Origin of the sequence: Lentzea miocenica (assembly GCF_033949945.1) — a bacterium.
Taxonomy (GTDB): domain Bacteria; phylum Actinomycetota; class Actinomycetes; order Mycobacteriales; family Pseudonocardiaceae; genus Lentzea; species Lentzea miocenica.
This window is the reverse complement of record NZ_JAXAVW010000004.1, coordinates 96,537-120,549: the sequence shown is the minus strand read 5'-3', so window position 1 is coordinate 120,549 and position 24,013 is coordinate 96,537. Positions and strand designations below refer to the sequence as shown.

Sequence of the window (24,013 nt, the reverse complement as noted above, 5' to 3'; positions counted from 1 at the left end):
TGGGTCATCCGTCGGGGGATGGCCCACGTCCCGATCAGTCTTTCTAGCGAACGGGAGAGGCCCATGATCGAAGCAGTGCGGTTGCGCAAGCACTACGGCCGGACCAAGGCCGTCGACGACCTGTCGTTCACCGTCCGGCCCGGCCGCGTGACCGGGTTCCTCGGGCCGAACGGCGCCGGCAAGTCCACGACCATGCGGATGATCCTCGGCCTCGACACTCCCACCGCGGGTGACGTCAAGATCGACGGCCAGCACTACGCCGAGCTCAAGCAGCCGTTGCGCAAGGTCGGCGCGTTGCTCGACGCGAAGTGGGTGCACCCCAACCGTTCCGCCCGCGCGCACCTGAAGTGGCTCGCGGTGTCCAACAAGATCCCGGTCAGCCGGGTCGACGAGGTGCTGGCGATCGTCGGCCTCACCGAGGTCGCGAACAAGAAGGCGGGCGGGTTCTCGCTCGGCATGGCCCAGCGGCTCGGCATCGCGGGCGCGTTGCTCGGCGACCCCGAGGTGCTGCTGTTCGACGAACCGGTCAACGGCCTCGACCCCGAGGGCATCCTCTGGATCCGGCAGTTCATGCACCGGCTCGCCGAGGAGGGCCGCACGGTGTTCGTGTCGAGCCACCTGCTCTCGGAGATGGCGCAGACCGCCCAGGACCTCATCGTGATCGGCAAGGGCCAGCTGATCTCGCAGACCACCACCGAGCAGTTCATCGCCGACGCCACCCAGGACCACGTCCGGGTGCGCTCACCGCACGCCGCGAAGCTGCGCGAAATCCTCGCGGCGCACGCGACGGTGACCGAGGACGCGGTGAACGGAGCCCTTGTGGTGCACGGGATTCCGGCGGCGCAGATCGGTGACATCGCGGCGGAGCACCAGATCGTGCTGCACGAGCTGAGCCCTCAGCGCGGGTCGCTGGAGGAGGCCTTCATGCAGCTCACCAAGGAGTCGGTGGAGTATCACGCGCACTGACCGGTTGGCGTCGCCTGGACGTGATGGCGGGCAGGGCGATCAGCAGGCCGGTCATCAGTGCGGTGCCACCCACGACTCCGGCGACGAACGGCAGCCGGTCCTTCATCTCCGCGACCGGCTGCTCGGGACGCTGGGCGACGAGCGTCGGAGTCGGTTGCGGAGTGGACGGCTTCGGCTCCGGCAGCAGCGGGTTCCGTTCCACCGGCGGGAACTGCGCGGTGAGCGCGCCCATCGGGTTGACCATGCCGAACCCGGTCGTCTCGTCGCGGCCGGGATCCGCCAGGTCCTTCGCGGTCTTGATGAGCGCGTTGACGACGTCCTTCGCGGGCATCGCGGGATGTTTCGCACGCACCAGCGCCGCGACGCCGGACACGATCGCCGACGCCGCGCTCGTGCCGTCCATCTCGGCATAACCGCTGGAGTAGACGCTCTCGGGCGCCGCGGTGACGATGCCTTCAGCAGGCGCCGCGAGCACGGTGTCCGCGCCGATGTTGGACGACTTCCACGGCTTGCCCTCGCGGTTCGTGCCCGCGACCGCGATCACCCCGCCGATGTTGGCCGGCGCGGAGACCTCCTTGCCCTCGTTGCCGGTGGCGGCGACGAGGACGACGTCCTTCTCGATCGCGTAGTTCACGGCCTTGACCAGCGTCGGCGTCATCGTGCTGGAGAAGCCGAGCGACATGTTGATGACCTTGGCGCCGTGGTCGGCTGCCCACCTGATGCTCTCCGCGACGACGTCGAGGCCGAACTGCTCCTTCTCGTCGGCGCTCGCGATCGGCAGGATCTTGGCGCCGGGCGCGATGCCGAGCGCGCCGCCGTTCTTGCCGTTCGCGGCGATGATCCCGGCCATCCCGGTGCCGTGGCCGTCGGTGTCGGTCGTGCCGTCCGTGCCCTTGGAGCTGCCGAAGCCGGTTCCGGGTAAGACACGTCCGGCCAGGTCGGGGTGCTGGGCGTCGACGCCGGAGTCGATCACCGCGACGATCACGCCGTCCCCGCGCGCCTGGTCCTGCGCCGAGTAGACGTCGAGCGCGTCCAAATGCCACTCCTGCTCCTCGATCGACTGCGCGGCGAGCAGCAACGGCAGCACGACGGCGAGCGCGGGAAGGATGGGCACGACCCGTACATCGTGTTTCCAGGTCAAGGCGCAACGTGCCTGGCGTCACACGTTGCGTAAGGGTGCTGTTAACAAGCCGTGAAAAGCCGCTTTCTGGACAACACCGGCGTTTGGATTCGCGTTCAATTGGGCTATCCCGGTGCCGGAGGTGGCCAGTGGCGGTTCACGTCGAAGCAATGCTCAGCCTCGAGTGGTCTGATGCGCTCGAAGTTCCGAACTCTCCTGACCTGGCAAGCGCACCGGCGGAGGTGCGCCGTTCCTGGGTCAACCAGGCCGATGAGAAGCAGGTCCTCGCTACCTACCGCGCGGTGAACGCGGTCGGTGACACGCCCGCGCCGTGGTGGCTGCGCGCGCTCGACCGCGGCAAGCTGGGGTCCCGTGCCGAAGGTCACGCGATCGAAGACGCGGTGACCGAACTGCTGACGTCCCGTCCCGGCTGGGTCTACGTGCCGTGGGCCGACTTCGGCGAGATCGGGTACTGGGAGTTCGTGCCGTCCGAGAGCGGCGTCTACGGGCCCGCGACCCCGACGACCGTGCAGTTCACCGACACCCACCGCGGCTGGATCCACCTGGTTCCGGCGCACCACGGGCCCGGCATCGCCCGCCCGATCGACTTCACGGTCGCCGACCTCCGTGCGCAAATCGAGGACATCGAACTGATTGCCTAGACTGTGTGGTCGTGACCAGGCCTGAGTTCCCCCGTTCCATCGTCAGCTTCGTCCAGCGCGGCGAGCGCATGACCGTGGGACAGGAGCGCGCCTGGGACACGTACTGGGAGAAGATGGGCAACGACGTGAAGTCGTTGCCCGAGGGGCCGCTCGACTTCGACTCGTGGTTCGGTCGTTCCGCGCCCGTGCTGCTGGAGATCGGGTCCGGCATGGGCGAGACCACCTCCCAGCTCGTGGCCGCCGCGCCCGAACTGAACTACGTGGCCGTCGAGGTTTACAAGCCGGGACTCGCCCAGCTGCTGCTGCGCGGCGAGCACCTCGGCGGGCTGGACAACCTGCGCGTGCTGCGCGGTGACGCCGTCGACCTCCTGACCGACCACATCGCGCCCGCGTCGTTGCACGGTGTGCGGATCTTCTTCCCGGACCCGTGGCCGAAGAAGAAGCACCACAAGCGCCGGCTCGTGCAGCCGGAGTTCGTCGCACTGCTCGCCTCACGGCTGGAGCCCGGCGGCGTGCTGCACCTCGCGACGGACTGGGAGCACTACGCCGAGCAGATGCTCGAGGTGTGTTCCGGCGAGCGTTTGCTGACCAACATGTACGACGGCTGGGCGCCGCGACCGGACTGGCGGCCCGTCACGAAGTTCGAACAGCGCGCGGTGAACGAAGATCGGGTATCGCACGACCTGATGTTCAGGCGGAACGACCTCACCTGATCGAGGTCTCAAGCCCATCGGGTGGACACCGTGGGTCTAGCCTTCACTCGTTGGAGTGGCGGGTGTTGATCACCCGAAATGCCCCGAGTGGCAGTGACGCGTGAGGCTCTTCCGGCCTTAGCGTCTCGCTCCGTGACCCCCGACGTCCTCCCCGTCGCGGAGGAGTTCGTCCGCATGTTCCACGCGGCGCACTCCGACGCAGGCTCGCTGACCGCCCGCATCGCCCAGGTGCGCGCCGAGATCGCCGAGACCGGAACCTACCGCCACACCACCAACGAACTCGCGTACGGCGCGCGGATCGCGTTGCGAGATTCTGGTTGGTGCACCTCAGGTGTGCCGTGGCGACGACTGAAAGTCCGCGATCTGCGCGGCTATCGCAACGCCGCCGCAGTCGCCGGCGAATGCGTGGAACACCTGCGGCTGGCGACCAACGGCGGTGAGATTCGGCCGCTGGTCACGGTTTTCGCACCGGACGCGCCCGGTTCGCCTGGGCCGGTGATCTGGAACGAACAGCTGATCCGGTACGCCGGGTACAGCGATGGGCTGGGTGACCGCCGGTACACCCAGTTCACCGAAACCATGCAGGGCATGGGATGGCGGCCGCCGGCGCGACGGTCGCGCTTCGACCTGCTGCCGTTGGTGGTGGAGACCCAGCACGAGGGACCGCGGTTGTTCACGCTGCCGTCCGAGATCGTGCACGAAGTTCCTTTGGAGCACCCGACTTTGCCGTGGTTCGGCGAGATGGGCCTGCGCTGGCACGCGGTTCCGGTCATCGCGAACATGCGGCTGTCGATCGGTGGCGTGACCTATCCCGCGGCGCCGTTCAACTCGTGGTTCGTCGGCGCGGAGATCGGCACGCGTTCGCTGGCTGAGGAAGGTGCTTACGGTGTGGCACGTGAGGTTGCCGATGCGTTGGGTTTGGACACTTCGTCCGAACGCACGCTGTGGCGGGACCTGGCCACCGTTCACCTGAACGCGGCAGTGCTGCACTCGTTCGACAAAGCGGCCGTCACCATCACGGACCACCACGCGGAAGCCTTGCACCGCCTCGCGTGGCTGCGCTCTCGCCAGCGTCCTTCCGCGGCCAGGCCCGCCTTCCGCCTGGACCCGGCCGCTGCGAACCGCGCTCGCGCCGGAGCGCCCGCACAGTTCACCGCCGCTGTGGACGAGACCCGTCCGCAACCGACGAGCAGGCTGGCGGAACTGCTCCGCCAGCAACATTCCCTGACCAGCGTCTGACTTCCCCATCACACGCTGGCACTTGTTTTCTGGCGCTGCGGCTACCTCTGGGAGTCGATCATCACGCCCGAGAGGGCCATCAGCGCCAGGACCAGCAGACCGACCACCGCGGCGGCCCAAGTGAACACAACTGACAACATGGCGTCCTCCGTTTCCCCGACTATCGCTCCTCCAGAGTCCGTGACCGAGACGTAATCCGGCATCCGCCACGAGGGTATTTCCGCAGGTCGCCCTCTCAGCCTTCTGGCTGATGCAGGGTTAGCCTCCGGTCGGACGCGGTGTCGGCCTTTCGGCTTTACTGTGTGCCGGGTGGAGAGCACGGAACTGAACTGGCGGTTGCTCGCCAAACGCCAGTGGCCGCTGGCGCTCTCGCTCACCGGGATCGCCCTGCTGGAGACCGGGTCGATCTCGACCGGCCACGGCTGGTGGCAGGTGCCGGGCGTCGTCGTGGTCTGCGTGATCGCCGTGCTCGCACCCCGCCGACCGTTCGACGCGGCACTCGCACTGGCGTTCGCAATCGCTTGCGTTGGCGTCTACATGCGGTTTCTCGGTGTGGCGATCGAGCCGCACCTCTTCTGGAGCGGCGCGAACGTCTCGATTACGGGCGCCGCGATGGCCACCATCGCGACCGTCGTGCGGGAGGAGTCTCGCGCTCGTTCGGTAGCGGGAACCGGGCTGGTGCTCGCGGCCATGACGACCGTCGAGATCCTTGGCTGGCCGATCGTGGCGCCGATCGAGTACCGCGAGTGGGACCCGGACGCCTTCAACTTCGCGATCGCCGCGTGCGTCCTGCTCGTGCTGGCGGTGGGCACCGGCCTGTACTTCCGGGCACGTGACAACGAACGCACGTCTCAGTTGGCTGCTTCCGTTGCGGCGGCTCAGAACGCCGAGCGGATGGCGTTGGCGCGGGAACTCCACGACGTCGTCGCGCATTACGTCACGGCGATCGTGGTGCACGCGCAAGCAGGTCAGCTGAACCGTGAAGTAGATGTGCTGCCTGCGATCGCGACTTCCGGCACCGAGGCGTTGACCGCGATGCGGCGTCTCGTAGGGACCATGCGCGACGGAACTTCCGGTGGCCCGGCCGCTTCTTCGTCGTTGATGGACGACGTGCGTGCGCTGGCTGAGGAATCCGGGCTGCCCGTGCGGCTTTCGTTCGACCTGGAGGACGCGGTGCCGCAGGAGCTGGCCCGCTCGGTCCTGCGGCTGGTGCAGGAATCGTTGACCAACACCCAGAAACACGCTGCCGCAGTGTCCTCAGTGGACGTTTCACTGTCCTCGAGCGAGGGTGTGCTGCGACTGGCCGTGCTGGACGACGGCATCGCCTCGGGCGTTCCCGTTGGCGGCTCTGGGGGTTACGGGATCGTGGGCATGCGCGAGCGCGTGGAACTGCTGGGCGGCACGTTCTCCGCAGGCCGACGCGAACCGACTGGATGGACGGTCCGCGCCGAACTGCCGCTCGCCTAGTCGCGAATGACGTCGAACTCCTGCGTCATCTCGGCATCGTTGAACTGGTCGTCGTTCTGAGGGTCGTTGTCGGCCACTGATGCCTCCGCATGATCACGCCCGTACCCGTGCGAGTGTGATCATGCCAACTCAGCGGCGAGTCGGCGGCTTGGGGGTGGCGGGCTTCTGCGCGCGCCGGAAGGACCCACTGGAAGTGCACGGCTTCTTCGACATGATCAAGTGACGTCCCTGGTCTCGTCGTGGTTGCTCGCGGAAAGCACAAAGGGCTCGCCGGTGTTGATCGACGAGCCCTTTGGTTGGGGGGAAGTTTGAGGCCGGGGCGGACCCTGGGGGTCGGCCCGCGCCCGACAGAGCGAGGATTCCCGTCCGTTGCGGATGTATGCATGCTTGTGACCGGCATCACAATGGCAGGATTCCCGGCATGTCACTGCGCCTGCATGCCCCGGTGGTCCTGCCCTGCGATCCGTCCTGCTCCGTACTGCGAGACGCGGTCGTGGACGTCGTCGACGGCCGAATCACCTATGTGGGTGCACGTTCGGACGCGCCCGCTTTCGACGGTGAGGTCCGCGCGTTGTCCGGGATCCTGCTCCCCGGCCTCGTGAACACCCACGCGCACAGCCCGATGACGGTGCTGCGCGGCCTGGGCTCGGACCTGCCGCTGCTGCGGTGGCTGCAGGAGCACATGTGGCCGAACGAGGCCCAGATGACGGCGGCCGACGTCGGCACGGGCATGCTGCTGGGCGCCGTCGAGATGCTGCGGCACGGCGTGACCACCTCCGCCGAGATGTACTTCCACGGCCCTGAGCTGGTGTCTTCGGTGCTGGCCGCCGGCTCGCGCGTGGTGTTCGGCTCCGCGATCCTCGACGTGCCGGGCATGTCGTGGCGGTCAATGACCGACGAGGTCTCTTCCTGGATCGACGCCGATGGCCTGGTGTCCGCGGACGGTCGGGTCGAGCTGGCCTACGGACCGCACTCGGCCTACACGCTGTCGCCCGCGCAGCTGACCGCGGTGGCCGTCGAGGCTCGTGCACGCGGCGCGCTGCTGATGGTGCACGTCGCCGAGTCGCCTTTCGAGGACGAGGCGCAGCGGGCCGAGTTCGGGTCGGTGCCGGCGTTGTTGAAGGCTTCGGACGTGCTGGGCGGGCGTGTTTTGTCCGCGCACTCCGTGCACTTGTCCGACGACGACATCGCTTTGTACGCGTCGTTCGGCGTTGGCGTGGCGCACTGTCCCGGGTCGAACGCGAAGCTGGCCTCAGGCATCGCTCGCGTGCCGGAGATGCTGGCCGCCGGGGTGTCGGTCGGGTTGGGCACCGACGGGCCGGCGTCCAACGACGACCTGGACCTGTTCGAGGAGGCTCGGCTCGCGGCGATGTTCGCGCGGGTTTCGGCGATGGACGCGACCGTGCTCGGGGCGGCGCAGGCGTTGTTGCTGGCGACTCGGGGTGGGGCTGCCGCACTCGGGCGCGAGGACATCGGGGCGCTGGAGGTTGGGCGCTGGGCCGATGTCGTGCACATCGATGCTGACGACCCGGCGTTTGCGACCGGGTTGGAAGCGCCGGATTCGCAGCTGCTGGCGAACCTGGTGTGGGCTTCCGGGGCTCGGCGGGTCAGCGACGTGTGGGTGGGCGGGGAGCACGTTGTGGCTGGTGGGGAGTCGGCTCGGGTGGACCGGGGGGAGGCTCAGGCAGGCGTGACGGCGGTGGCTGCACGGCTGCGCAGCGCATAGGGGCTGCCGGCCTGGGGGCTGATGATCAGCCCCCAGCCGCACTTGAGCGGCCACAGGGCTGTTGGAGCCGTTAGCGGCGCGCAGCAGCAGGTGCGCGCCGGGTTCCCCCAGTTTCGATTTTACCGTGCGTTACGGGCTAACCACAGGCTGTTGATGGACCTGTGGACAACTCAGCGCGGGCGTGGGCGGACGACCAGTTCGGTGATGTGCGCGTCCGGCGTGGCCAGCACGGCTGACGCCACCGCGCGTCCCACCGAGGCCGGGTCCAGGTACTGCGTGGCGTCGTACTCGCCGCCCTCGTGGCGCCGCACCTCGCGCTGCATCGGCGTGTCGGTTCGTCCTGGGAACACCGAGGTCACGCGCAACGACGGTTCGTCGGCGCGCAGGGCGTCGGCGTAGGCGCGGAGGGCGAACTTCGAGGCTGCGTAGACGCCCCATCCTGGGTTGGCGCGCAGGCCGGCGCCTGAGTTGATCAGCACCACTTGGCCTGAGGCGGCGCGGAGTTGGGGGAGCAGCGAGCGGGTCAGTTCGGCTACGGCGATGACGTTCACTTCGAGGGTCTGGCGCCATGCGTCGACGGAGGCTTCGGCCAGAGGGCCCAGCAGGGCGACGCCGGCGCTGTGGACGATCACGTCCAGGCGCGGCACGCTGGTCAGATCCGCGCTGGCCACGTTCGTCAGGTCGAAGGGCCAGGCTTGTGCGCCGGGGAGTTCTGCTGCCAGCACGGACAGGGACGTCTCGTCACGGCCGCCTAGCAGGAGATCGTGAGTTGGGGCCAGACTGCGGGCGATGGCCGCGCCGATTCCGCTGGATGCCCCGGTGACCAGGGCGACCGGACGATCACTCATGGGGAAACCGTAACGTGCCGAAGAAGCTCATCCTCCCGTATCTGTGCCTGCTGTACTTCATCAACTACCTCGATCGGGTCAACATCGGGTTCGCCGGGCCCAACGGGATGTCGGAGGAGTTGAAGCTCTCGGCGACGGTGTTCGGGTTCGCGTCCGGGGTGTTCTTCATCGGCTACCTGTTGCTCGAGGTGCCGAGCAACCTGGCGTTGCACCGGTTCGGGGCGCGGAGGTGGATCGCCCGGATCATGGTCAGCTGGGGAATCGTCGCCACGGCCATGGCGTTCGTGCCCAACGGGACCGTGCTGATCGCGCTGCGGTTCCTGCTCGGTGTGGCGGAGGCCGGGTTCTTTCCCGGGATCATCCTGTACCTGACGTACTGGTACCCGGAGAAGGAGCGGGCGCGGATCGTCGCGCTGTTCATGGTGGCGGTGCCGATCTCGACGGCGCTCGGGGCCACGTTCAGCGGGTTGCTGATCGAGTGGACCGGCTGGCGCACGATGTTCCTGATCGAGGGGCTGCCGGCGATCGCGCTGGCGATCGTGACGTGGTTCTGGTTGCCGGACAAGCCGAAGGAAGCGATCGAGGAACCCGCCAAGGAGCAGTGGCCGCTCAGGAAGGCGCTCACGCATCCGCGCGTCCTGGCGTTGAGCTTCGTGTACTTCGGGATCGTGTACGGGTTGTACACGCTGGGGTTCTTCCTGCCGACGATCATCAAGGGGCTCGCACCCGGTGCGAACATCGTCGAGCGCGGGTTGATCAACGCGATTCCGTACGTCCTCGGCGCGGTCGCCATGATCCTGTGGGCCAGGCACGGCGACCGCACCGGAGAACGGAAGTGGCACGTCGCCGCGCCGATGTTGCTCGGTGGAGCGGCCATTCCCGTCGCGCTCTACCTCGACAACCCCGTCGCGGCGATGGTCGCGGTGAGCGTGTGCGCTGTCGGAGTCTGTGCCGCCCTGCCCACGTTCTGGGCGCTTCCCACGAGCTTTCTGGGTGGCACGGCCGCGGCGGGCGGGATCGCGTTGATCAACTCATTGGGCAACGTGAGCGGGTTCGTCGCGCCCTACGTCACCGGGTGGCTGCGTGACCTCACCGGGACCCAGAAGACCGGCCTCTGGGTCGTCGGCATCACGATGGTCACCGCTGCTGTCGTTGCGCTGGTTCAGAGAGCGGGCACGGAGAAGGTGTAGAGCGCCTCGTAGCGCACTGAGGTCTGGGCGCCTTCCTGGCAACCGCCGGCGGGTGCGACGCCGCCCTTGGTCGCGAGGCGCTGCACGTAGCTGACGCCGGCGAACACGCCCGCGCCCCTGGTGGACTTGGCCTTCAGCAGGAGCTCGGGAACAGCTCCGGGTACTTCGTTGCGGGCGCCGTCGACCGGGGCGGCCTCGACCGCGCTGCCGTCGAGGGTGGACACCCAGATCGGACCGCGCGAGTGCAGGCCGACCGCGCGGCCGAGCCGGTCCGCCAGGGTGGCGGCGGGCTCCAGGCCCTTCCACGCGCCGGTGGTGCAGGTGTAGGTCTGCACACCCTTGGCGTAGAACTTGGCGACGACCTTGTTGCCGGGCGGAACCTGGACCGCGGGTGCGACCCGCGCGTCAGATCCGCTCATGGCTTCCGGGGTCGGTGCGGCGGTGGAGCCTGCCACTCCTGCGCCGACGCCGATCAGAGCTGTTGCGACGAGCACGAGACCAGCACGTTTCATCAGTCACTCACTCCTAGTGGACAGAACAGACAGTGCGACGTGTCTCGGCTGTCCGCGGTGCAGCCAGCAGGGCATACGGCCCCGCGACCGCACCGGTTCAAACGACTCCACCAAGTGAGACGGGACGTACCGTGCGTCAGCTCAGGCGGCCGGAGCGAAGAAGGTGTAGAGAGCCTTGTAGGGCACGGAGATCTGGGCACCTGCCTGACAGCCACCGGACGGGGCGACGCCGCCCTCGGTCGCGAGCCGCTGCACGTAGGTGACCTTGCCGAACAGGCCGTCGCCACGGGCGGTCTTGGTCTTCAGCAGGAGTTCGGGGACCGCACCCTTGATGTCGTTCTTGGCGCCGTCGACCGGAGCCGCCTCGACCGCACTTCCGTCCACAGTGGACACCCAGACCGGGCCGCGGGAGTGCAGGATGATCGGCTTGCTGTCCTTGTCGACCAGCGTCGCGGCGGGCTCCAGACCCTTCCACGCGTTGTTCGCACACGAATACGTTTGGACACCGGTGGCCTGGTACTCGCCGACCAGCTGCTGGCCGGCCGGGACCTGGACGGCAGCGGCGACCGCGGCGTCCGGCGAGGCCTGGGCGACAGGAGTCGGGGTTGCGGTACCGGTGGTGGCGCCACACGCAGCAAGACCCAGAAGAGCAGCAGCACCAACGAAAAGACCAACACGCTTCACAATCACTCCAAAGTAGACAGCCAATGTGGACGTTCCCGTCGGCTGTCCGCGGTGCAGCCACCCATCACACGGACGGGTGGCTGCACCGGTTCAAATTCGAACTTGAAGTGAGTCAGACCACAGAGATCATCAGTCGCAGATCTTGCGACGGTCCTTGCGCCACACCACCGCGACGGACGGACGCGGCTGCGAGGTGCCACCGTCCGGCCAGTGCGAGAGCGGGTTGTTCGCCGAAGCACCGTCGATCTCACCGGGGTGCTGCACCGACACCAGCACGAAGTCCTCGGTGACGACCGGACCGCAGGTCTCCGCACCCTTGGGCACGGTGAGGAACTGCTTCACGAACCCGCGGCGCTTGCCCTCGACGGGCACCGCGAACAGGCCGTCGTTGGACGCCAACGCGTTGCCGTCAGTCGAGATCCACAGGTTGCCGTGCGTGTCGAACGCGACGTTGTCCGGGCAGGAGATCGGGCTGACCTGCGACTTGTCGTAGCCGCCGAAGTACGTGCCGGGATCCTTCGGGTCACCGCAGACCAGCAGCAGCTTCCACGAGAACGTCAGCGCCGTGTTGTCGCTGCGGCGCTCCTCGATCTCGAGGATGTGGCCGTGCCTGTTGCCGTTGCGCGGGTTGATCTCGGTCGGGCCTTCCTTGCCCGCCTTGCCGCGGTCGGTGTTGTTGGTCAGCGCGGCGTAGATCCGGCGGTTGTGCTTCGAGGGCTCGACGTCCTCCGGGCGGTCCATCTTCGTGGCGCCCATCTTGTCCGCGGCCAGCCGCGTGAAGACGTAGACCTCTTCCGCAGTGAAACCCGGCACGAACGACTTGTCGTTGTGCGCCAAAGCGATCCACTCGCCGGTGCCGTCGAACTCGCCGTCCGCGGGCAGCTTGCCGGTGCCGTCGATCTCGGCCGCGGGGCTGTCGCCGGTGAACTTGGCGACGTAGAGCGTGCCGGAGTCCAGCAGCTTCTTGTTGTGCTCGCGGGCGCGCTTCGAGTCGCCCTTCTGCATGCGCTCGTCCGTGACGAACTTGTACATGTAGTCGAAGCGCTCGTCGTCGCCCATGTACGCGACCACACGGCCGTCCTTGGCGACGATGACGTTCGCGCCCTCGTGCTTGAAGCGGCCGAGCGCGGTGTGCTTGACCGGCGTCGACTTCGGGTCGAGCGGGTCGATCTCGACGATCCAGCCGAAGCGGTTGGCCTCGTTGGGCTCCTGGGCCAGGTCGAAGCGCTTGTCGAACTTCTCCCACTGACGCAGGGACGCGCCGCCGCTGATGCCGTAGCGGGCGAACTTGGCCTTCGTGTCCGGGTCGGTGACCTGGCTCGCGTTGGCGAAGTACTGGTTGAAGTTCTCCTCGCCGGACAGGATCGTGCCCCACGGCGTGACGCCACCCGCGCAGTTGTTCTGCGTGCCCAGGACCTTGCGGCCCGTGGGGTCGGCGGAGGTCTTGAGGAACTTCGAGCCGGCGGCCGGGCCACGCACCTCGAACGGCGTGGTGAGCGTGATCCGGCGGTTGTACTTCTTCATGTCGTCCGGGCAGACGAAGAGCTTGCCCGTACGAGGGTCGCGGTCGACCATCACGACCGACAGGCCGTGCGCGGCCCACGCGATCTTGGCGTGCTTTTCGGTGACCTTGTCCGGCGCCCAGTCCTTGAACATGAACGACTCGCTCGTGTACTCGTGGTTGCTCACCATGAGCCAGCTGTCGTGGTAGCCGGGAACCGGGACGAGGCCGCAGAAGTCGTTGTTGAAGCCGAACTGCTTGGCCTGCGCCTCAGGCGTCTGGTTGTCGAAGTCGAACTTCGGCGCGTCCGGCAGCACCGCGTCGCCCCAGCGGATCACGACGTCCTGCTGGAACCCCTTGGGCACGGTGATCTGGTCGAGGGTGTTGGGCTGCACCGGCTCGAAGTTGAGTCCGTCGTTGTTGTGGCCGAACCCGAGGTTCAGGTCGACGTCGACGTCCGCGGGGGCGGCGGAGGCCGCGCCGGACATCGCGAGCGCACCGGCGCCCGCGACCGCGACAACAGCACCGGCCTTGAGCATGCCGCGGCGGCTCACGACCTCCTTGACGACGTCACCGAAGTACGCGTTCGCGGACGAGTTGGGCGCCTCGTGCGCGCAGGCGTTGCCGCAGCGGAACTCGCAGGTGACGGCCTGACGGCCGAGCGGGTGGTTCGTCGGCAGGAGGGGCAGCATGCGGCGGCCCCGATCGGTGGGTGAGGACACGCAGGCCTCCGAGATCGGTCAGTGTGGGAACTGGCCGAACTTAAGAGCCCAACGAGATCGCCTGCCGTCCAGAAGATGAACGGCAGGCGAACTCGTACTACTCCCGAACGATCACCGCACGCAGCGTGATCAACCGATCTCACCCAGCTGACGACGGCCCTTGCGCCACACCGCGACGACCGACGGACGCGGGCGCGAGGTACCCCGGTCCGGCCAGTTGGAGACGGGCTTGTCGGCACTCGCGCCGTCCACCTCGCCGGGGTGCTGGACGCACACGGTGATCACCCGCTCGCCGATCACCGGACCACACGTCTCACCACCGCGCGGCACCGTGAGGAACAGCTTGAGATGCCCTCGCTCCGGCCCTTCCAGCGGCACGCCGTAGAGGCCGTCGTTCAGCCCGTCCAGCTTGCCGTCGGCGTCCGTGGAGATCCACAGGTTGCCGTGCCGGTCGAACGCCACGTTGTCCGGACTGGAGATCGGACTGACCTGCGACTTGTCGTAGCCGCCGAAGTAGGTGTTCGGGTCGTCCGGGAAGCCGCAGACGAGGAACAGGCCCCAGTTGAACGTCAGCGCGAGCGCGTCGCCGCGGCGTTCGACGATCTCCAGGACCTGGCCGTGACGGTTGTTGATGCGCGGGTTCGGCTCGGTCGGGCCTTCCTTGCCCGCGGTGACCCCGCGTTCGACGTTGTTGCTGAGCGCGCAGTAGATCGTGCCGGTGCGCGGGTGGCACTCGATGTCCTCCGGGCGGTCCATCTTCGTCGCGCCGACCTTGTCCGCCGCGATGCGCGTGAAGACGTAGACCTCTTCGGCCGTCATGCCCGGCACGAAGGACTTCTTGCCCGACGCCAGCGGGATCCACTCGCCGCCGCCGTCGAACTTCCCGTCGCTGGGCAGCTTTCCGGTGCCGTCGATCTCGGACGCGGGGCTGTCGCCGGTGAACCGGCCCACGTACAGCGTGCCGTCGTCGAGCAACGTCATGTTGTGGCGGCGCGCGGCCTTGCTGTTGCCGCGCTTCATCTTGCCGGTGGAGATGAACTTGTAGATGTACTCGAACCGCTCGTCGTCACCGGAGTACGCGACGACGCGGCCGTCGTCGGCGATGCGGATGTTCGCGGTCTCGTGCTTGAACCGGCCGAGGTGCGTGTGCTTGATCGGGGTCGAGTCCGGGTCGTTGGGGTCGAGCTCGATGACCCAGCCGAACCTGTTGACCTCGTTGGGTTCCTGTGCGAGGTCCCAGCGCTTGTCGAACCGCTCCCACTTGCGCGTGGTCGCCGTGCCGGTGACGCCGTAGCGGGTCAGCTTCGGGTCGTTGCGGCCGGCGGCGTTCGCGAAGTACTGGTTGAAGTTCTCCTCGCCGGACAGGATCGTGCCCCACGGCGTGACACCGCCGGCGCAGTTGTTGATCGTGCCGAGGACCTTCTTGCCGGTCGGGTCGACGGAGGTCTTCAGCAGGTCGCTGCCGGCTGCCGGACCACGCACCTCGAACGGTGTGTTGAGGGTGATGCGGCGGTTGTACTTGCTGAAGCGCGGCTTGTAGTGGCCGGAGAACAGCGAGCGCTTGATCATGAACACCGAGAGGCCGTGCGCGGCCCAGGCGATCTTCACCTGTTCCTCGGTGGGGTTCGCGGCGTTGTAGCCGCTGAACATGAACGGCTCGCTGGTGTACTCGTGGTTGGTGACCATGATTCCGGTCAGTTCCAACGGGTCCAGCGGCAGGATCGCGGCGAAGTCGCAGTTGAAGCCGAACTGCTTCTCCTGCTTCGCGGCAGTCTGGTTGTAGAAGTCGAACTCGGGCACGCCGGGGAAGAGCGGGTCGCCCCAGCGGATCACGATCCCCTGCTCGTACCCCTCGGGGACGACGACCTCGTCCTTGGTGTTGACCTCGACGGGCTTGAAGTCGAGTCCCCTGGGTGGGCGGCCCTGGAACTCGGGTGCGGCGGCAACGGTCGCCGGCAGCGCGACGGTGGCGGCGGCAGCGACGACCGCGCCGGCTTTGAGCGCGGTGCGGCGGCTGACCAGGTCGCCGAAGTAGGGGTTGTCCGAGGTGTTCGGAACCTCGTGGAAGCAGGCGTCGCCGCAGCGGTACTCGCATGTCACCGCTGCTCTGCCGACGCGATGGTTGACGAGCGGCAGAGGGATCATGGTGGTGGCCTCCTACGATCGGTGCGGGAACCGGCACCGACCGTAGTTCACCTTTTGTTAACCGACTAGCTGCTCGCTCGCGATCACGACTTCCGCAGGTACCTCGCGCGTATCAGTTCGGTTGAACGCCAGTAGCACGGCCGCGATCGCACACAGGACGGCGGCCACGACGAACGGCTGCGCGAGGTGGCTCACGAACGTCGCCGCCAGCGCACCGCCGAGCCAGCGCAGGAAGTTGTAGCCGGCACTCGCGACCGGCCGCGGCGCGTCGCCGACGCTCATCGCGGTACCGGTGAACAGCGTGTTCAACAGGCCGCTGACCAGGCCGCTCACGATGACGGCGACCACCAGCAACGACTTGCTCGGCACCGCCATCACGAGCATGAGCAGTGCGAACGCGAGGACCGATCCGATGATCGCGCGCTTCTCGCCGATGCGGTCCGCGAGCCGTGGCGCGAGGAAGACGCTGGAGACCGCGACGCACACGCCCCAGCCGAAGAAGATCAGTCCGATCTCGACGGCACCCCATCGCAGGACGAACGGCGACCAGGCCAGCACCGTGAAGAACGCGGCCGTGTAGAGCGCGGCACCGATCGAGGTGCGCAGCAGAACGGGGTTGCGGAGAGCCTTCAACGGGTCGAGCACGCTGATCTGCTGGCGCTCCTGGTGCGAGTCCCTGGCCAGGAACGTTGCACAAAGGATCAACGCGACGGCCATCAGGATCGCGGTGCCGAGGAACGGCCCGCGCCACGAGATGCTGCCGAGCAGGGCGCCGAGCAGCGGCCCGACGCTCAGACCGAGACCTAGAGCGGCCTCGTAGAGCAGGATCGCGGCCTTCTGCCCGCCGCTGGCCGCGCCGACGATGACGCTGAGCGCGGTCGCGATGAAGAACGCGTTGCCGAGCCCCCAGACGGCCCGCAGACCCACGAGCTGGCCGATGCTCCCCGCCGCCGAGCACGCCAGCGTGGCGACGACGATCAGCGCGAGCCCGCCGACGAGCGTGCGCTTGGCCCCGAACCTCGCCGTCGCGGCGCCCGTGAAGAGCATCGCCACGACCTGAACACCGAGGTAGGACGAGAAGAGGAGGGTGACCTGCGCGGGTGTTGCGTGCAGACCCTCCGCGATGGACAACAGGATCGGGTCCACGAGCCCGATCCCCATGAAGGCGATGACCGCGGCGAACGCCGTGATCCACACCTGCTTGGGCTGAGCCTTGAAATTCACTTAGCTACCCTAACAGGTTTTGGTTAGCATGGCGAAGTATTCCGCGCCACAGGGTACGGTTCCGGTGTGGATGCGGTGATCTTCGACCTCGACGGCGTGCTGATCGACTCCGAGCAGGTGTGGGACGAGGTGCGCCAGGCGTTCGCCGCGTCGCACGGCGGCGTGTGGACTCCCACGGCCACCCGTGACATGCAAGGCATGTCGACGCCCGAGTGGGGCGCGTACCTCGTTGATGCCGTCGGCGTGCGGCTGACGCCCGAGGAAGCTTCCGGCGGTGTGATCGCCGAGATGGAGAAGGCCTACGCGGCGCATCTGCCGCTGATCCCGGGTGCCGTCGAGACGGTGCGGTCCGTCGCGTCCCGCTTCCCGGTCGCGATCGCGTCGTCGGCCCCGGCCGTGCTGATCAAGGTGTTCCTGGACGTGACCGGACTGCCGGTGCCCGTCGCGGTGTCGTCGGAGGAGTGCGCCGCGGGCAAGCCGTCGCCTGACGTCTACCTGCTGGCGGCGTCACGGCTTCAGGTGTCTCCGGCTTCCTGCTACGCCGTCGAGGACTCCACGAACGGCCTTCGCGCCGCGCTGGCGGCCGGGATGACCGTGCTCGCCGTGCCGAACCCGCACTTCCCGCCCGCCGCGGAGGTGCTGTCTCAGGTGCGGGTGCTGTCCTCGATCGCCGACCTGCCGGGCGCGCTGACGTAACTGATCGCGGCCATGCCGATCGCGATGCACGTGCAGGCGATCACGCCCTTGGGCCAGTAGATGTGGCTGTCGAGGAACAGGAAGCTGCCGACCAGCAGGAACGCGGCTCCGGGAATCGCCTTGAGCTTGTGCGCGAGCAACGCACACACCGCGATCGCGATGCCGGCCGCGAAGAAGCACCACGCGCCAACGGTTCCGAGCTGGTTGCCGATCTTGAACAACGGTTCGTCGGCCGGCGAGCGCCCGCCGTTCGCCAGGGTCATGGCGCCACCGCCGATGCCCGCCAACGCGTCCAGCGCGCCGTAGAAGACGACGAAGCCGAACGCGAGGACTCGGGCCGGGTAGCGCACGTACTTCGGGCTGTCTGCAAGCAGAACCCATTGCGCGGCACCGAGAAGCGGGAAGATCACCGCCAGGATGATGTGCATGTTCTGCCACCACCCGGCGGTCGACGCGTCGAGGTGGTGCGGGTGGGTGAGGCCGATGCCGGCGAGGATCAGGCCGGGGAGGGCGACGAGCAGCGTGCGCACCGGGTGAACCTAGCGGAAGCAGGACTTTCGCTGAGACTCCGAACACACGAACGTGGCTGTGCCTGAACGGCCGCCGCTGCCTAGCGTGGCGCACATGACGCAACGAGTTGCTGTGGTCACCGGCACGGCGCAGGGCATGGGGCTGCGGATCGCCGACGTGCTGCGCGAGGACGGGTTCGCCGTCGTCGGGTTCGACCTGCAGGAGAGCAAGGACGGGATCGTCGGCAACGTCGCCAGCGCCGAGGACGTCCAGCGCCTGACCGACCACGTCAAAGACACCTACGGCCGGGTGGACGTGCTGGTCAACAACGCGGGGATCGCCGGCATCGTGCCGTTCGAGGACACGACGCTCCAGCAGTGGGAGCGGATCATGTCGGTCAACCTGACCGGGCCGTTCCTGCTCACGCAGGCGCTGGGCAAGATCATGCTCGCGCAGGGCAGCGGCAGCGTCGTCAACATCGCTTCGGTCGCCGGACTGCAGGGCGTGGCGGACCGGGCGGCGTACAACACGACGAAGCACGGGCTGATCGGGATGACGCGCACGCTCGCCGTCGAGTGGGGCGGGCGGGGGATCAGGGTCAACGCGGTGTGCCCCGGCTGGGTCAAGACCGAGATGGACGTCGAGTCGCAGGCCGGCGGTTACTACGTCGACGAGGACATCACGGACCACGTGCCGATGAACAGGTTCGCGGCGCCGGACGACATCGCGCAGGCCGTGCGGTTCCTGGCGAGCGACAACGCGCGGTACATCAACGGCGTCGCGCTGCCCGTCGACGGCGGGTGGACCGCGGACGGCAGTTGGCAGAAGCTGCGGCTCTCGAAGCGCTGAACGACGTCCGCAAGTACCACCAACTGCGAGTTGGTGGTACTTGCGGACGACCGAAGATCAGACCTCGCCGCGGATGAACTTCTCGACGGCCTCGTGGGCCTCGGAGTCCGAGTACTGCACGGGCGGGGACTTCATGAAGTACGACGACGCCGAGAGGATCGGGCCGCCGATGCCCCGGTCCAGGGCGATCTTCGCCGCGCGGACCGCGTCGATGATGATGCCCGCGGAGTTCGGGGAGTCCCAGACCTCCAGCTTGTACTCGAGGTTCAGCGGCACGTCGCCGAACGCGCGACCTTCCAGGCGCACGTAGGCCCACTTGCGGTCGTCGAGCCACGCCACGTAGTCCGACGGGCCGATGTGGACGTTGCGCTTGCCCATCTCGCGGTCCACCTGGGACGTGACGGCCTGCGTCTTGGAGACCTTCTTGGACTCCAGGCGCTCCAGCTCCTTCATGTTCAGGAAGTCCATGTTGCCGCCCACGTTCAGCTGCATGGTGCGGTCGAGCTGGACGCCGCGGTCCTCGAACAGCTTCGCCAGCACGCGGTGCGTGATGGTGGCGCCGACCTGGGACTTGATGTCGTCACCGACGATCGGCACGCCGGCCGCGCGGAACTTCTCCGCCCACTCCGGGTCCGACGCGATGAAGACCGGCAGGGCGTTGACGAACGCCACACCGGCGTCGATGGCGCACTGGGCGTAGAAGCGGTCCGCGTCCTCGGAGCCCACCGGCAGGTAGGACACGAGCACGTCGACCTCGGCCTCGCGCAACGCCGCGACGACGTCGACCGGTTCGAAGTCGGACTCCTCGATCGTCTCGCGGTAGAACTTGCCGAGACCGTCGTAGGTGTGGCCGCGCTGCACGACGACGCCCAGCGGTGGCACGTCCGCGATCTTGATCGTGTTGTTCTCGCTGGCCAAGATCGCCTCGGCGAGGTCGACACCGACCTTCTTGGCGTCCACGTCGAACGCGGCCACGAACTCGACGTCACGCACGTGGTAGTCACCGAACTGCACGTGCATCAGGCCGGGCACGCGGGCACTCGGGTCGGCGTCCGCGTAGTAGTGAACGCCCTGCACCAGCGACGCCGCGCAGTTGCCAACCCCGACGATGGCCACTCGAACGGTGCGGCGGTTTCCGCCCATTGCCGAGTCCTCCTTGATCAACGATGAGTACTACTCGTCCTGCTCGGACTTTTCGTGCGCGATGAGCTCGTTGAGCCACCGCACCTCGCGCTCCGTGCTTTCCAGGCCTTGGCTGTGCAGCTCACGGGTGTAGCGGTCGATCTGCTCGCCCGTGCGAGTGAGCCGCTCGCGGAGCCCCTCCCTGCGTTCTTCGACACATCGCCGGCGGCCTTCCAGGATTCGCATCCTGACGTCGGCCGGCGTGCGCGAGAAGAACGCCAGGTGGACCCCGAACGAGTCGTCGTCCCAGGTCTGCGGCCCCGCGTTGGCCAGGAGATCGGCGAACCGCTCCTTGCCTTCCGGGGTCAGCTCGTAGACCTTGCGAGCCCGACGTCCCCAAGAAAGAGCCGACTCCTCCGGCCCCTCCTCCACGATCAGGCCCGCACGTTGGAGTCGCCGCAAAGTTGGGTACAGCGATCCGTAGGAGAACGCGCGAAACGCTCCGAGCAGGTCATGCAAGCGCTTGCGCAGCTCGTAGCCGTGCATGGGCGCCTCGTGCAGCAGGCCGAGCAGCGCGAACTCGAACACGAGTCACCTCCCCGCACCTGCACCGATAGGTGAGGTGATTATATCGCCGCGATACATCGATGGGTCCTCTCAGCTGTGGGATGTGGCACACGGTGATACCGCGCCGGCCCCCGCTGCCCTGAACGGCCCATCATCGGAATGCGGTCGGCACGTACTCTGGTCACGTGTTGACCCAACGGCAGGTGGTGGACTACTCGCTGCAGCGGCGTGCGCTGCTGGCGGAGGTCTACGCGGGCCGGACGGGCACCATGGAGGTCTGCGACGCGTCGCCGTACCTGCTGCGAGCTGCGAAGTTCCACGGTACGCAGACCCAGGTGCCCTGCCCGGTGTGCCGGAAGGAACCCCTTACGAACGTGTCTTGGGTCTACGGTGACGAGCTCAAGCACGCGGCGGGCTCGGCGCGGACGCCTGAAGAACTGGTGAAGATGGCGAACCTCTTCGACGAGTTCTCCGTGTACGTAGTTGAAGTTTGTCGCACGTGCAGTTGGAACCACCTGGTGCAGTCATACGTCCTGGGGAAGCGTGGGCTGGAAAAGCCACGCAGGAGGACTGCGGCGGAATGACCCACAGGTGACACTGCTCCGAATGAAGTACGACCACCGAACCGTGTGCTGATGCACGCCGGTCTGGGAGGCCTTTTCACGTGAACGACCAACATGGTGATGACCGGCAGCGCGGAGGCGAGCCGCAGTGGCCGACCGGGGACGACCCGGACGGCGGCGGCACGAGGCGTGATGTCCCGAATCAGCCACGACCGGGTACCCCACCCGGTGGTTTCGCGCGCCCTTCTCAGGGTGGCACGCCACCCGGTGGTTTCCCACAGCAACAGCCACCACGCCGCCCGAACGGACCAGGCGGTCCGCAGGGTGCGCCTGGCGGGCCCGGGATGCCCCAGGGCGGCCCAGGACGGCCACCGCAGGGCCCTGGCGGCCCTCAGGGCGGTCCCGGCGGACCTGGCGGCCCCGGCGGTCCTGGTGGCCGTCCCCCGACGCCTCCCGGCGGCATGCCGATGGCCCCGCCTCCCGGTGGCCGTCGCCCCGGCGGTCCCGGTGGCCCCGCGGGTGGCCCTGGCGGCCCCGGCCGTCCCGGCATGCCTCCGCGCCAACCCGGCGAGGAGCGGACCACGCAGCTGCCGCCGGTCAGCCGGCCGACGCAGCGCGAACCTGAGCTGATCACGCACCGCGAGCCGGACGACGAGTTCCTCATGGCCGGCGTCGCGGACGATGACGACGACGAGTACTACGACGACGAGCCGGAGCTCACCGAAGAGGAGGAGCGTCGTCTGCGCAAGAAGAAGATCTGGAAGCGCGTCCGGATCGGCGCCTTCGTCGCGATCGGCCTGATGATCCTCGGTCCCGTGGTCGCGGTCGCGATCGCGTACCCGCTGCTCGACTGGCCCAAGCCGGAAGAAATCGCGGCGGAGCAGAACAAAACGATCACGCTGCAGTACGCCGACGGCAACGAGATGACCAAGATCACCGCGCCCGGTGAGAACCGGACGATGCTGACGTACGACGAGATCCCCGACAACGTCAAGCACGCGGTGCTCGCGGCCGAGGACAAGAACTTCTACGACAACCCCGGCTTCGACGCCAAGGCCATCGTGCGCGCGGTCTGGATCCAGGCGACCGGCGGCAGCTCGGGTGGTTCGGGTCTGACCCAGCAGTACATCAAGAAGGCGACCCGCAACGAGGAAGCGACGCTGACCCGCAAGTTCACCGAGGTCGTCAAGGCCTTCAAGATGAGCAACGAGTCGGACCACAACACGATCCTCACCGCGTACCTCAACACGGTGTACTTCGGTCGTGGCGCGAACGGCTTCAAGGCCGCGTCGCAGGTGTACTACAAGAAGGACATGAAGGACCTCACTCCTTCGCAGGCAGCGCTGATCGCGGCCATGATCCAGACGCCCTCCTGGTCCGAGGACAAAGAGCACTCCCAGAAGCAGTGGAAGTACGTCATGGGACAGATGCTCCAGAAGGGCTGGATCGACCAGGCCTACTACGACTCGGAGCAGTGGCCGCAGCCGCTGTCGTTCGCCGAGACGCAGCCGAAGTCGCTGGAGGGCCCGCGCGGCCTGATCGTCGACCAGGTCCAGGAAGCGCTCGACGCCGAGCAGACCGGTGTCTCGTTCGAGCAGGCGCAGAAGACCGGCGTCACGATCCAGACGACGATCGACCCGAAGATGCAGACCGCGGCCGAGGAGGCCGTGGACGAGATCATGATCAAGGGTGCGCAGCCGGAGGCGTTGAAGACGTCGCTGACGGCCATCGACCCGACCACCGGCGCGGTCCGCGCCTACTGGGGCGGACGCGACGGCCGCGGCTCCTTCGACTACGCGAAGGGCACGCTGCAGGAACCCGGTTCGTCGTTCAAGGCGTTCGACCTGGTCGCGGCGCTGCAGGACGGCAAGGGCCTCGGCACGGTCTACGACGGGCGGTCGCCGCGCACGTTCCCCGGCGTCTCGACGCCGATCCGGAACTCCGGCAACGACAACTCGTGCGGCAAGGAGTGCCCGGTCCGCACGGCCATGATCAAGTCGTTGAACACCGTGTTCTACGACATGGTCGTGAACGACGTCGGCGTCCCGAAGACCGTCAAGGCCGCGCACCAGGCGGGCATCCCCGACGAGGTCAACATCGGCGACGGCCCGAAGAAGCTGCTGGTCGGTGAGGACGGCGGCACCCCGAACGGCGGTATCGCGCTCGGTGGTGACCAGGCGGTCGTCCGCCCGTTCGACATGGCCTCGGCCTACGCGACGTTCGCCGCACGTGGTGTCTACCGCGCGCCGTTCTTCATCCTGAAGATCACCGGCCCGGACGGCCAGGTGCTCTACCAGCACGCGGACAAGCCGATCTCGGCGTTCGACCCGGATCAGACGAAGAGCCAGGACATCGCCGACAACGTCACCGACGTGCTCAAGGAGATCCCCACCAGCTCCAAGATCCCGTGCGCCGGCAACCGCGAGTGCGCCGGCAAGACCGGAACGCACGAACTGTCCGAGAGCGCGGGCCAGGGTGCGGGCCTCAACTCGAAGGCGTGGATGGTCGGCTACACCCCGTCCATCTCGGCCTCCGTGTGGGTCGGCCGCAACGAGGGCAACCAGCCCATCCGCGACAAGTCCGGCGCCAACATCTTCGGCTCGGGCGTGCCGGGCAAGATCTGGCAGGCGTTCATGAACAAGGCGCTGGCCGGCTCGCAGATGGAGAAGTTCCCGAAGGCCAAGCCGCTCAACCAGTACAACCCGCCGAAGCCTTCGAACACGCCGTCGAACACGCCTTCCAACACCCCGCCGGCGAACACCCCGTCCAACACTCCGTCGGAGCCGACCCGGCCGACGAAGCCGTCGGGCGAGCCCTGTGAGGGGCTGCTCTGCCCGCCGACCGGGCCGACCAACCCGAGCACGTCAGGCAAGCCGCCCGGCCGCGATCCAGGAGACACCTGACGAACGGGCTGATCAGACAGACTGAATGACGACGAAAACGGGGCTGACTCCACGTCAGCCCCGTTTTCGCGTTCGAGACGTCGG

Annotated in this window: 21 protein-coding genes; 11 read left to right on the top strand and 10 right to left on the bottom strand. The window is 67.7% G+C overall.

What is annotated here, in order from left to right; all coding sequences use genetic code 11:
* Positions 1 to 63: 63 nt before the first annotated feature.
* The gene (locus tag SK803_RS06340; RefSeq protein ID WP_319964825.1) at positions 64 to 966 is read left to right on the top strand and encodes an ABC transporter ATP-binding protein; all 903 of its coding nucleotides are present in this window, start codon (positions 64 to 66) and stop codon (positions 964 to 966) included.
* Here SK803_RS06340 and mycP read toward each other — a convergent pair.
* Positions 932 to 2,080, bottom strand: coding sequence for a type VII secretion-associated serine protease mycosin (gene mycP, locus SK803_RS06335; protein ID WP_319964824.1), 1,149 nt, complete (start codon positions 2,078 to 2,080; stop codon positions 932 to 934). The two genes, SK803_RS06340 and mycP, sit on opposite strands and share 35 nt — an antisense overlap.
* A 155-nt stretch (positions 2,081 to 2,235) precedes the next feature.
* On the opposite strand from mycP, the gene SK803_RS06330 reads away from it, so the two are divergent.
* The 5 genes from SK803_RS06330 to SK803_RS06310 all read left to right on the top strand — a co-directional run bounded on the left by SK803_RS06330 (position 2,236) and on the right by SK803_RS06310 (position 7,893).
* A complete protein-coding gene (locus tag SK803_RS06330) occupies positions 2,236 to 2,748 on the top strand; it encodes a hypothetical protein (RefSeq protein ID WP_319964823.1) in 513 nt (170 codons plus the stop codon).
* 68 nt (positions 2,749 to 2,816) lie between these two features.
* Entirely contained in the window at positions 2,817 to 3,461 is a 645-nt protein-coding gene (gene trmB, locus SK803_RS06325) for a tRNA (guanosine(46)-N7)-methyltransferase TrmB (protein WP_319965038.1), read from the top strand.
* A 132-nt stretch (positions 3,462 to 3,593) separates the two neighbouring features.
* On the top strand, positions 3,594 to 4,700 hold the full coding sequence (locus tag SK803_RS06320; RefSeq protein WP_319964822.1) for a nitric oxide synthase oxygenase: 1,107 nt from the start codon (positions 3,594 to 3,596) through the stop codon (positions 4,698 to 4,700).
* Positions 4,701 to 5,009: 309 nt separating this feature from the next.
* Positions 5,010 to 6,167, top strand: a complete 1,158-nt coding sequence (locus SK803_RS06315; protein ID WP_319964821.1) for a sensor histidine kinase — start codon at positions 5,010 to 5,012, stop codon at positions 6,165 to 6,167.
* 421 nt (positions 6,168 to 6,588) lie between these two features.
* Positions 6,589 to 7,893, top strand: coding sequence for an amidohydrolase family protein (locus tag SK803_RS06310; protein WP_319964820.1), 1,305 nt, complete (start codon positions 6,589 to 6,591; stop codon positions 7,891 to 7,893).
* Positions 7,894 to 8,063: 170 nt separating this feature from the next.
* Here SK803_RS06310 and SK803_RS06305 read toward each other — a convergent pair whose 3' ends face one another.
* Positions 8,064 to 8,741, bottom strand: a complete 678-nt coding sequence (locus SK803_RS06305) for an SDR family oxidoreductase (RefSeq protein WP_319964819.1) — start codon at positions 8,739 to 8,741, stop codon at positions 8,064 to 8,066.
* A 14-nt stretch (positions 8,742 to 8,755) separates the two neighbouring features.
* Between SK803_RS06305 and SK803_RS06300 the strand changes: the two genes are divergently transcribed.
* Entirely contained in the window at positions 8,756 to 9,931 is a 1,176-nt protein-coding gene (locus tag SK803_RS06300; RefSeq protein ID WP_319964818.1) for an MFS transporter, read from the top strand.
* Here SK803_RS06300 and SK803_RS06295 read toward each other — a convergent pair.
* The 5 genes from SK803_RS06295 to SK803_RS06275 form a co-directional block, all read right to left on the bottom strand.
* Positions 9,904 to 10,443, bottom strand: coding sequence for a DUF3455 domain-containing protein (locus SK803_RS06295; RefSeq protein ID WP_319964817.1), 540 nt, complete (start codon positions 10,441 to 10,443; stop codon positions 9,904 to 9,906). The genes SK803_RS06300 and SK803_RS06295 overlap by 28 nt on opposite strands.
* Positions 10,444 to 10,584: 141 nt before the next feature.
* Positions 10,585 to 11,127 (bottom strand): DUF3455 domain-containing protein, encoded by a 543-nt coding sequence (locus SK803_RS06290; RefSeq protein ID WP_319964816.1) that lies wholly within the window; start codon positions 11,125 to 11,127, stop codon positions 10,585 to 10,587.
* A gap of 129 nt (positions 11,128 to 11,256) precedes the next feature.
* Positions 11,257 to 13,320 carry a PhoX family protein gene (locus tag SK803_RS06285; protein WP_319965037.1) on the bottom strand — a complete coding sequence of 688 codons (2,064 nt, stop codon included), beginning with the start codon at positions 13,318 to 13,320 and terminating at the stop codon, positions 11,257 to 11,259.
* 159 nt (positions 13,321 to 13,479) lie between these two features.
* Positions 13,480 to 15,495, bottom strand: coding sequence for a PhoX family protein (locus SK803_RS06280; protein ID WP_319964815.1), 2,016 nt, complete (start codon positions 15,493 to 15,495; stop codon positions 13,480 to 13,482).
* Positions 15,496 to 15,552: 57 nt separating this feature from the next.
* Positions 15,553 to 16,719 carry an MFS transporter gene (locus SK803_RS06275; protein WP_319964814.1) on the bottom strand — a complete coding sequence of 389 codons (1,167 nt, stop codon included), beginning with the start codon at positions 16,717 to 16,719 and terminating at the stop codon, positions 15,553 to 15,555.
* A 66-nt stretch (positions 16,720 to 16,785) separates the two neighbouring features.
* Here SK803_RS06275 and SK803_RS06270 point away from each other — a divergent pair, with 66 nt between their 5' ends.
* Entirely contained in the window at positions 16,786 to 17,415 is a 630-nt protein-coding gene (locus SK803_RS06270; protein ID WP_319964813.1) for an HAD family hydrolase, read from the top strand.
* On the opposite strand, the gene SK803_RS06265 is transcribed toward SK803_RS06270, so the two are convergent.
* Positions 17,364 to 17,945 (bottom strand): hypothetical protein, encoded by a 582-nt coding sequence (locus SK803_RS06265; RefSeq protein ID WP_319964812.1) that lies wholly within the window; start codon positions 17,943 to 17,945, stop codon positions 17,364 to 17,366. The two genes, SK803_RS06270 and SK803_RS06265, sit on opposite strands and share 52 nt — an antisense overlap.
* Positions 17,946 to 18,039: 94 nt before the next feature.
* Between SK803_RS06265 and SK803_RS06260 the strand changes: the two genes are divergently transcribed.
* Positions 18,040 to 18,774 carry an SDR family NAD(P)-dependent oxidoreductase gene (locus tag SK803_RS06260; protein WP_319964811.1) on the top strand — a complete coding sequence of 245 codons (735 nt, stop codon included), beginning with the start codon at positions 18,040 to 18,042 and terminating at the stop codon, positions 18,772 to 18,774.
* Between the two features lie 57 nt (positions 18,775 to 18,831).
* Here SK803_RS06260 and SK803_RS06255 read toward each other — a convergent pair whose 3' ends face one another.
* Positions 18,832 to 19,917 (bottom strand): inositol-3-phosphate synthase, encoded by a 1,086-nt coding sequence (locus SK803_RS06255; protein ID WP_319964810.1) that lies wholly within the window; start codon positions 19,915 to 19,917, stop codon positions 18,832 to 18,834.
* Positions 19,918 to 19,947: 30 nt separating this feature from the next.
* A complete protein-coding gene (locus tag SK803_RS06250; protein ID WP_189157466.1) occupies positions 19,948 to 20,484 on the bottom strand; it encodes a PadR family transcriptional regulator in 537 nt (178 codons plus the stop codon).
* A gap of 164 nt (positions 20,485 to 20,648) precedes the next feature.
* Here SK803_RS06250 and SK803_RS06245 point away from each other — a divergent pair, with 164 nt between their 5' ends.
* Positions 20,649 to 21,047 carry a DUF5318 domain-containing protein gene (locus SK803_RS06245; protein WP_319964809.1) on the top strand — a complete coding sequence of 133 codons (399 nt, stop codon included), beginning with the start codon at positions 20,649 to 20,651 and terminating at the stop codon, positions 21,045 to 21,047.
* Between the two features lie 527 nt (positions 21,048 to 21,574).
* A complete protein-coding gene (locus tag SK803_RS06240) occupies positions 21,575 to 23,929 on the top strand; it encodes a transglycosylase domain-containing protein (RefSeq protein ID WP_319964808.1) in 2,355 nt (784 codons plus the stop codon).
* The last annotated feature ends 84 nt before the right edge of the window (positions 23,930 to 24,013 follow it).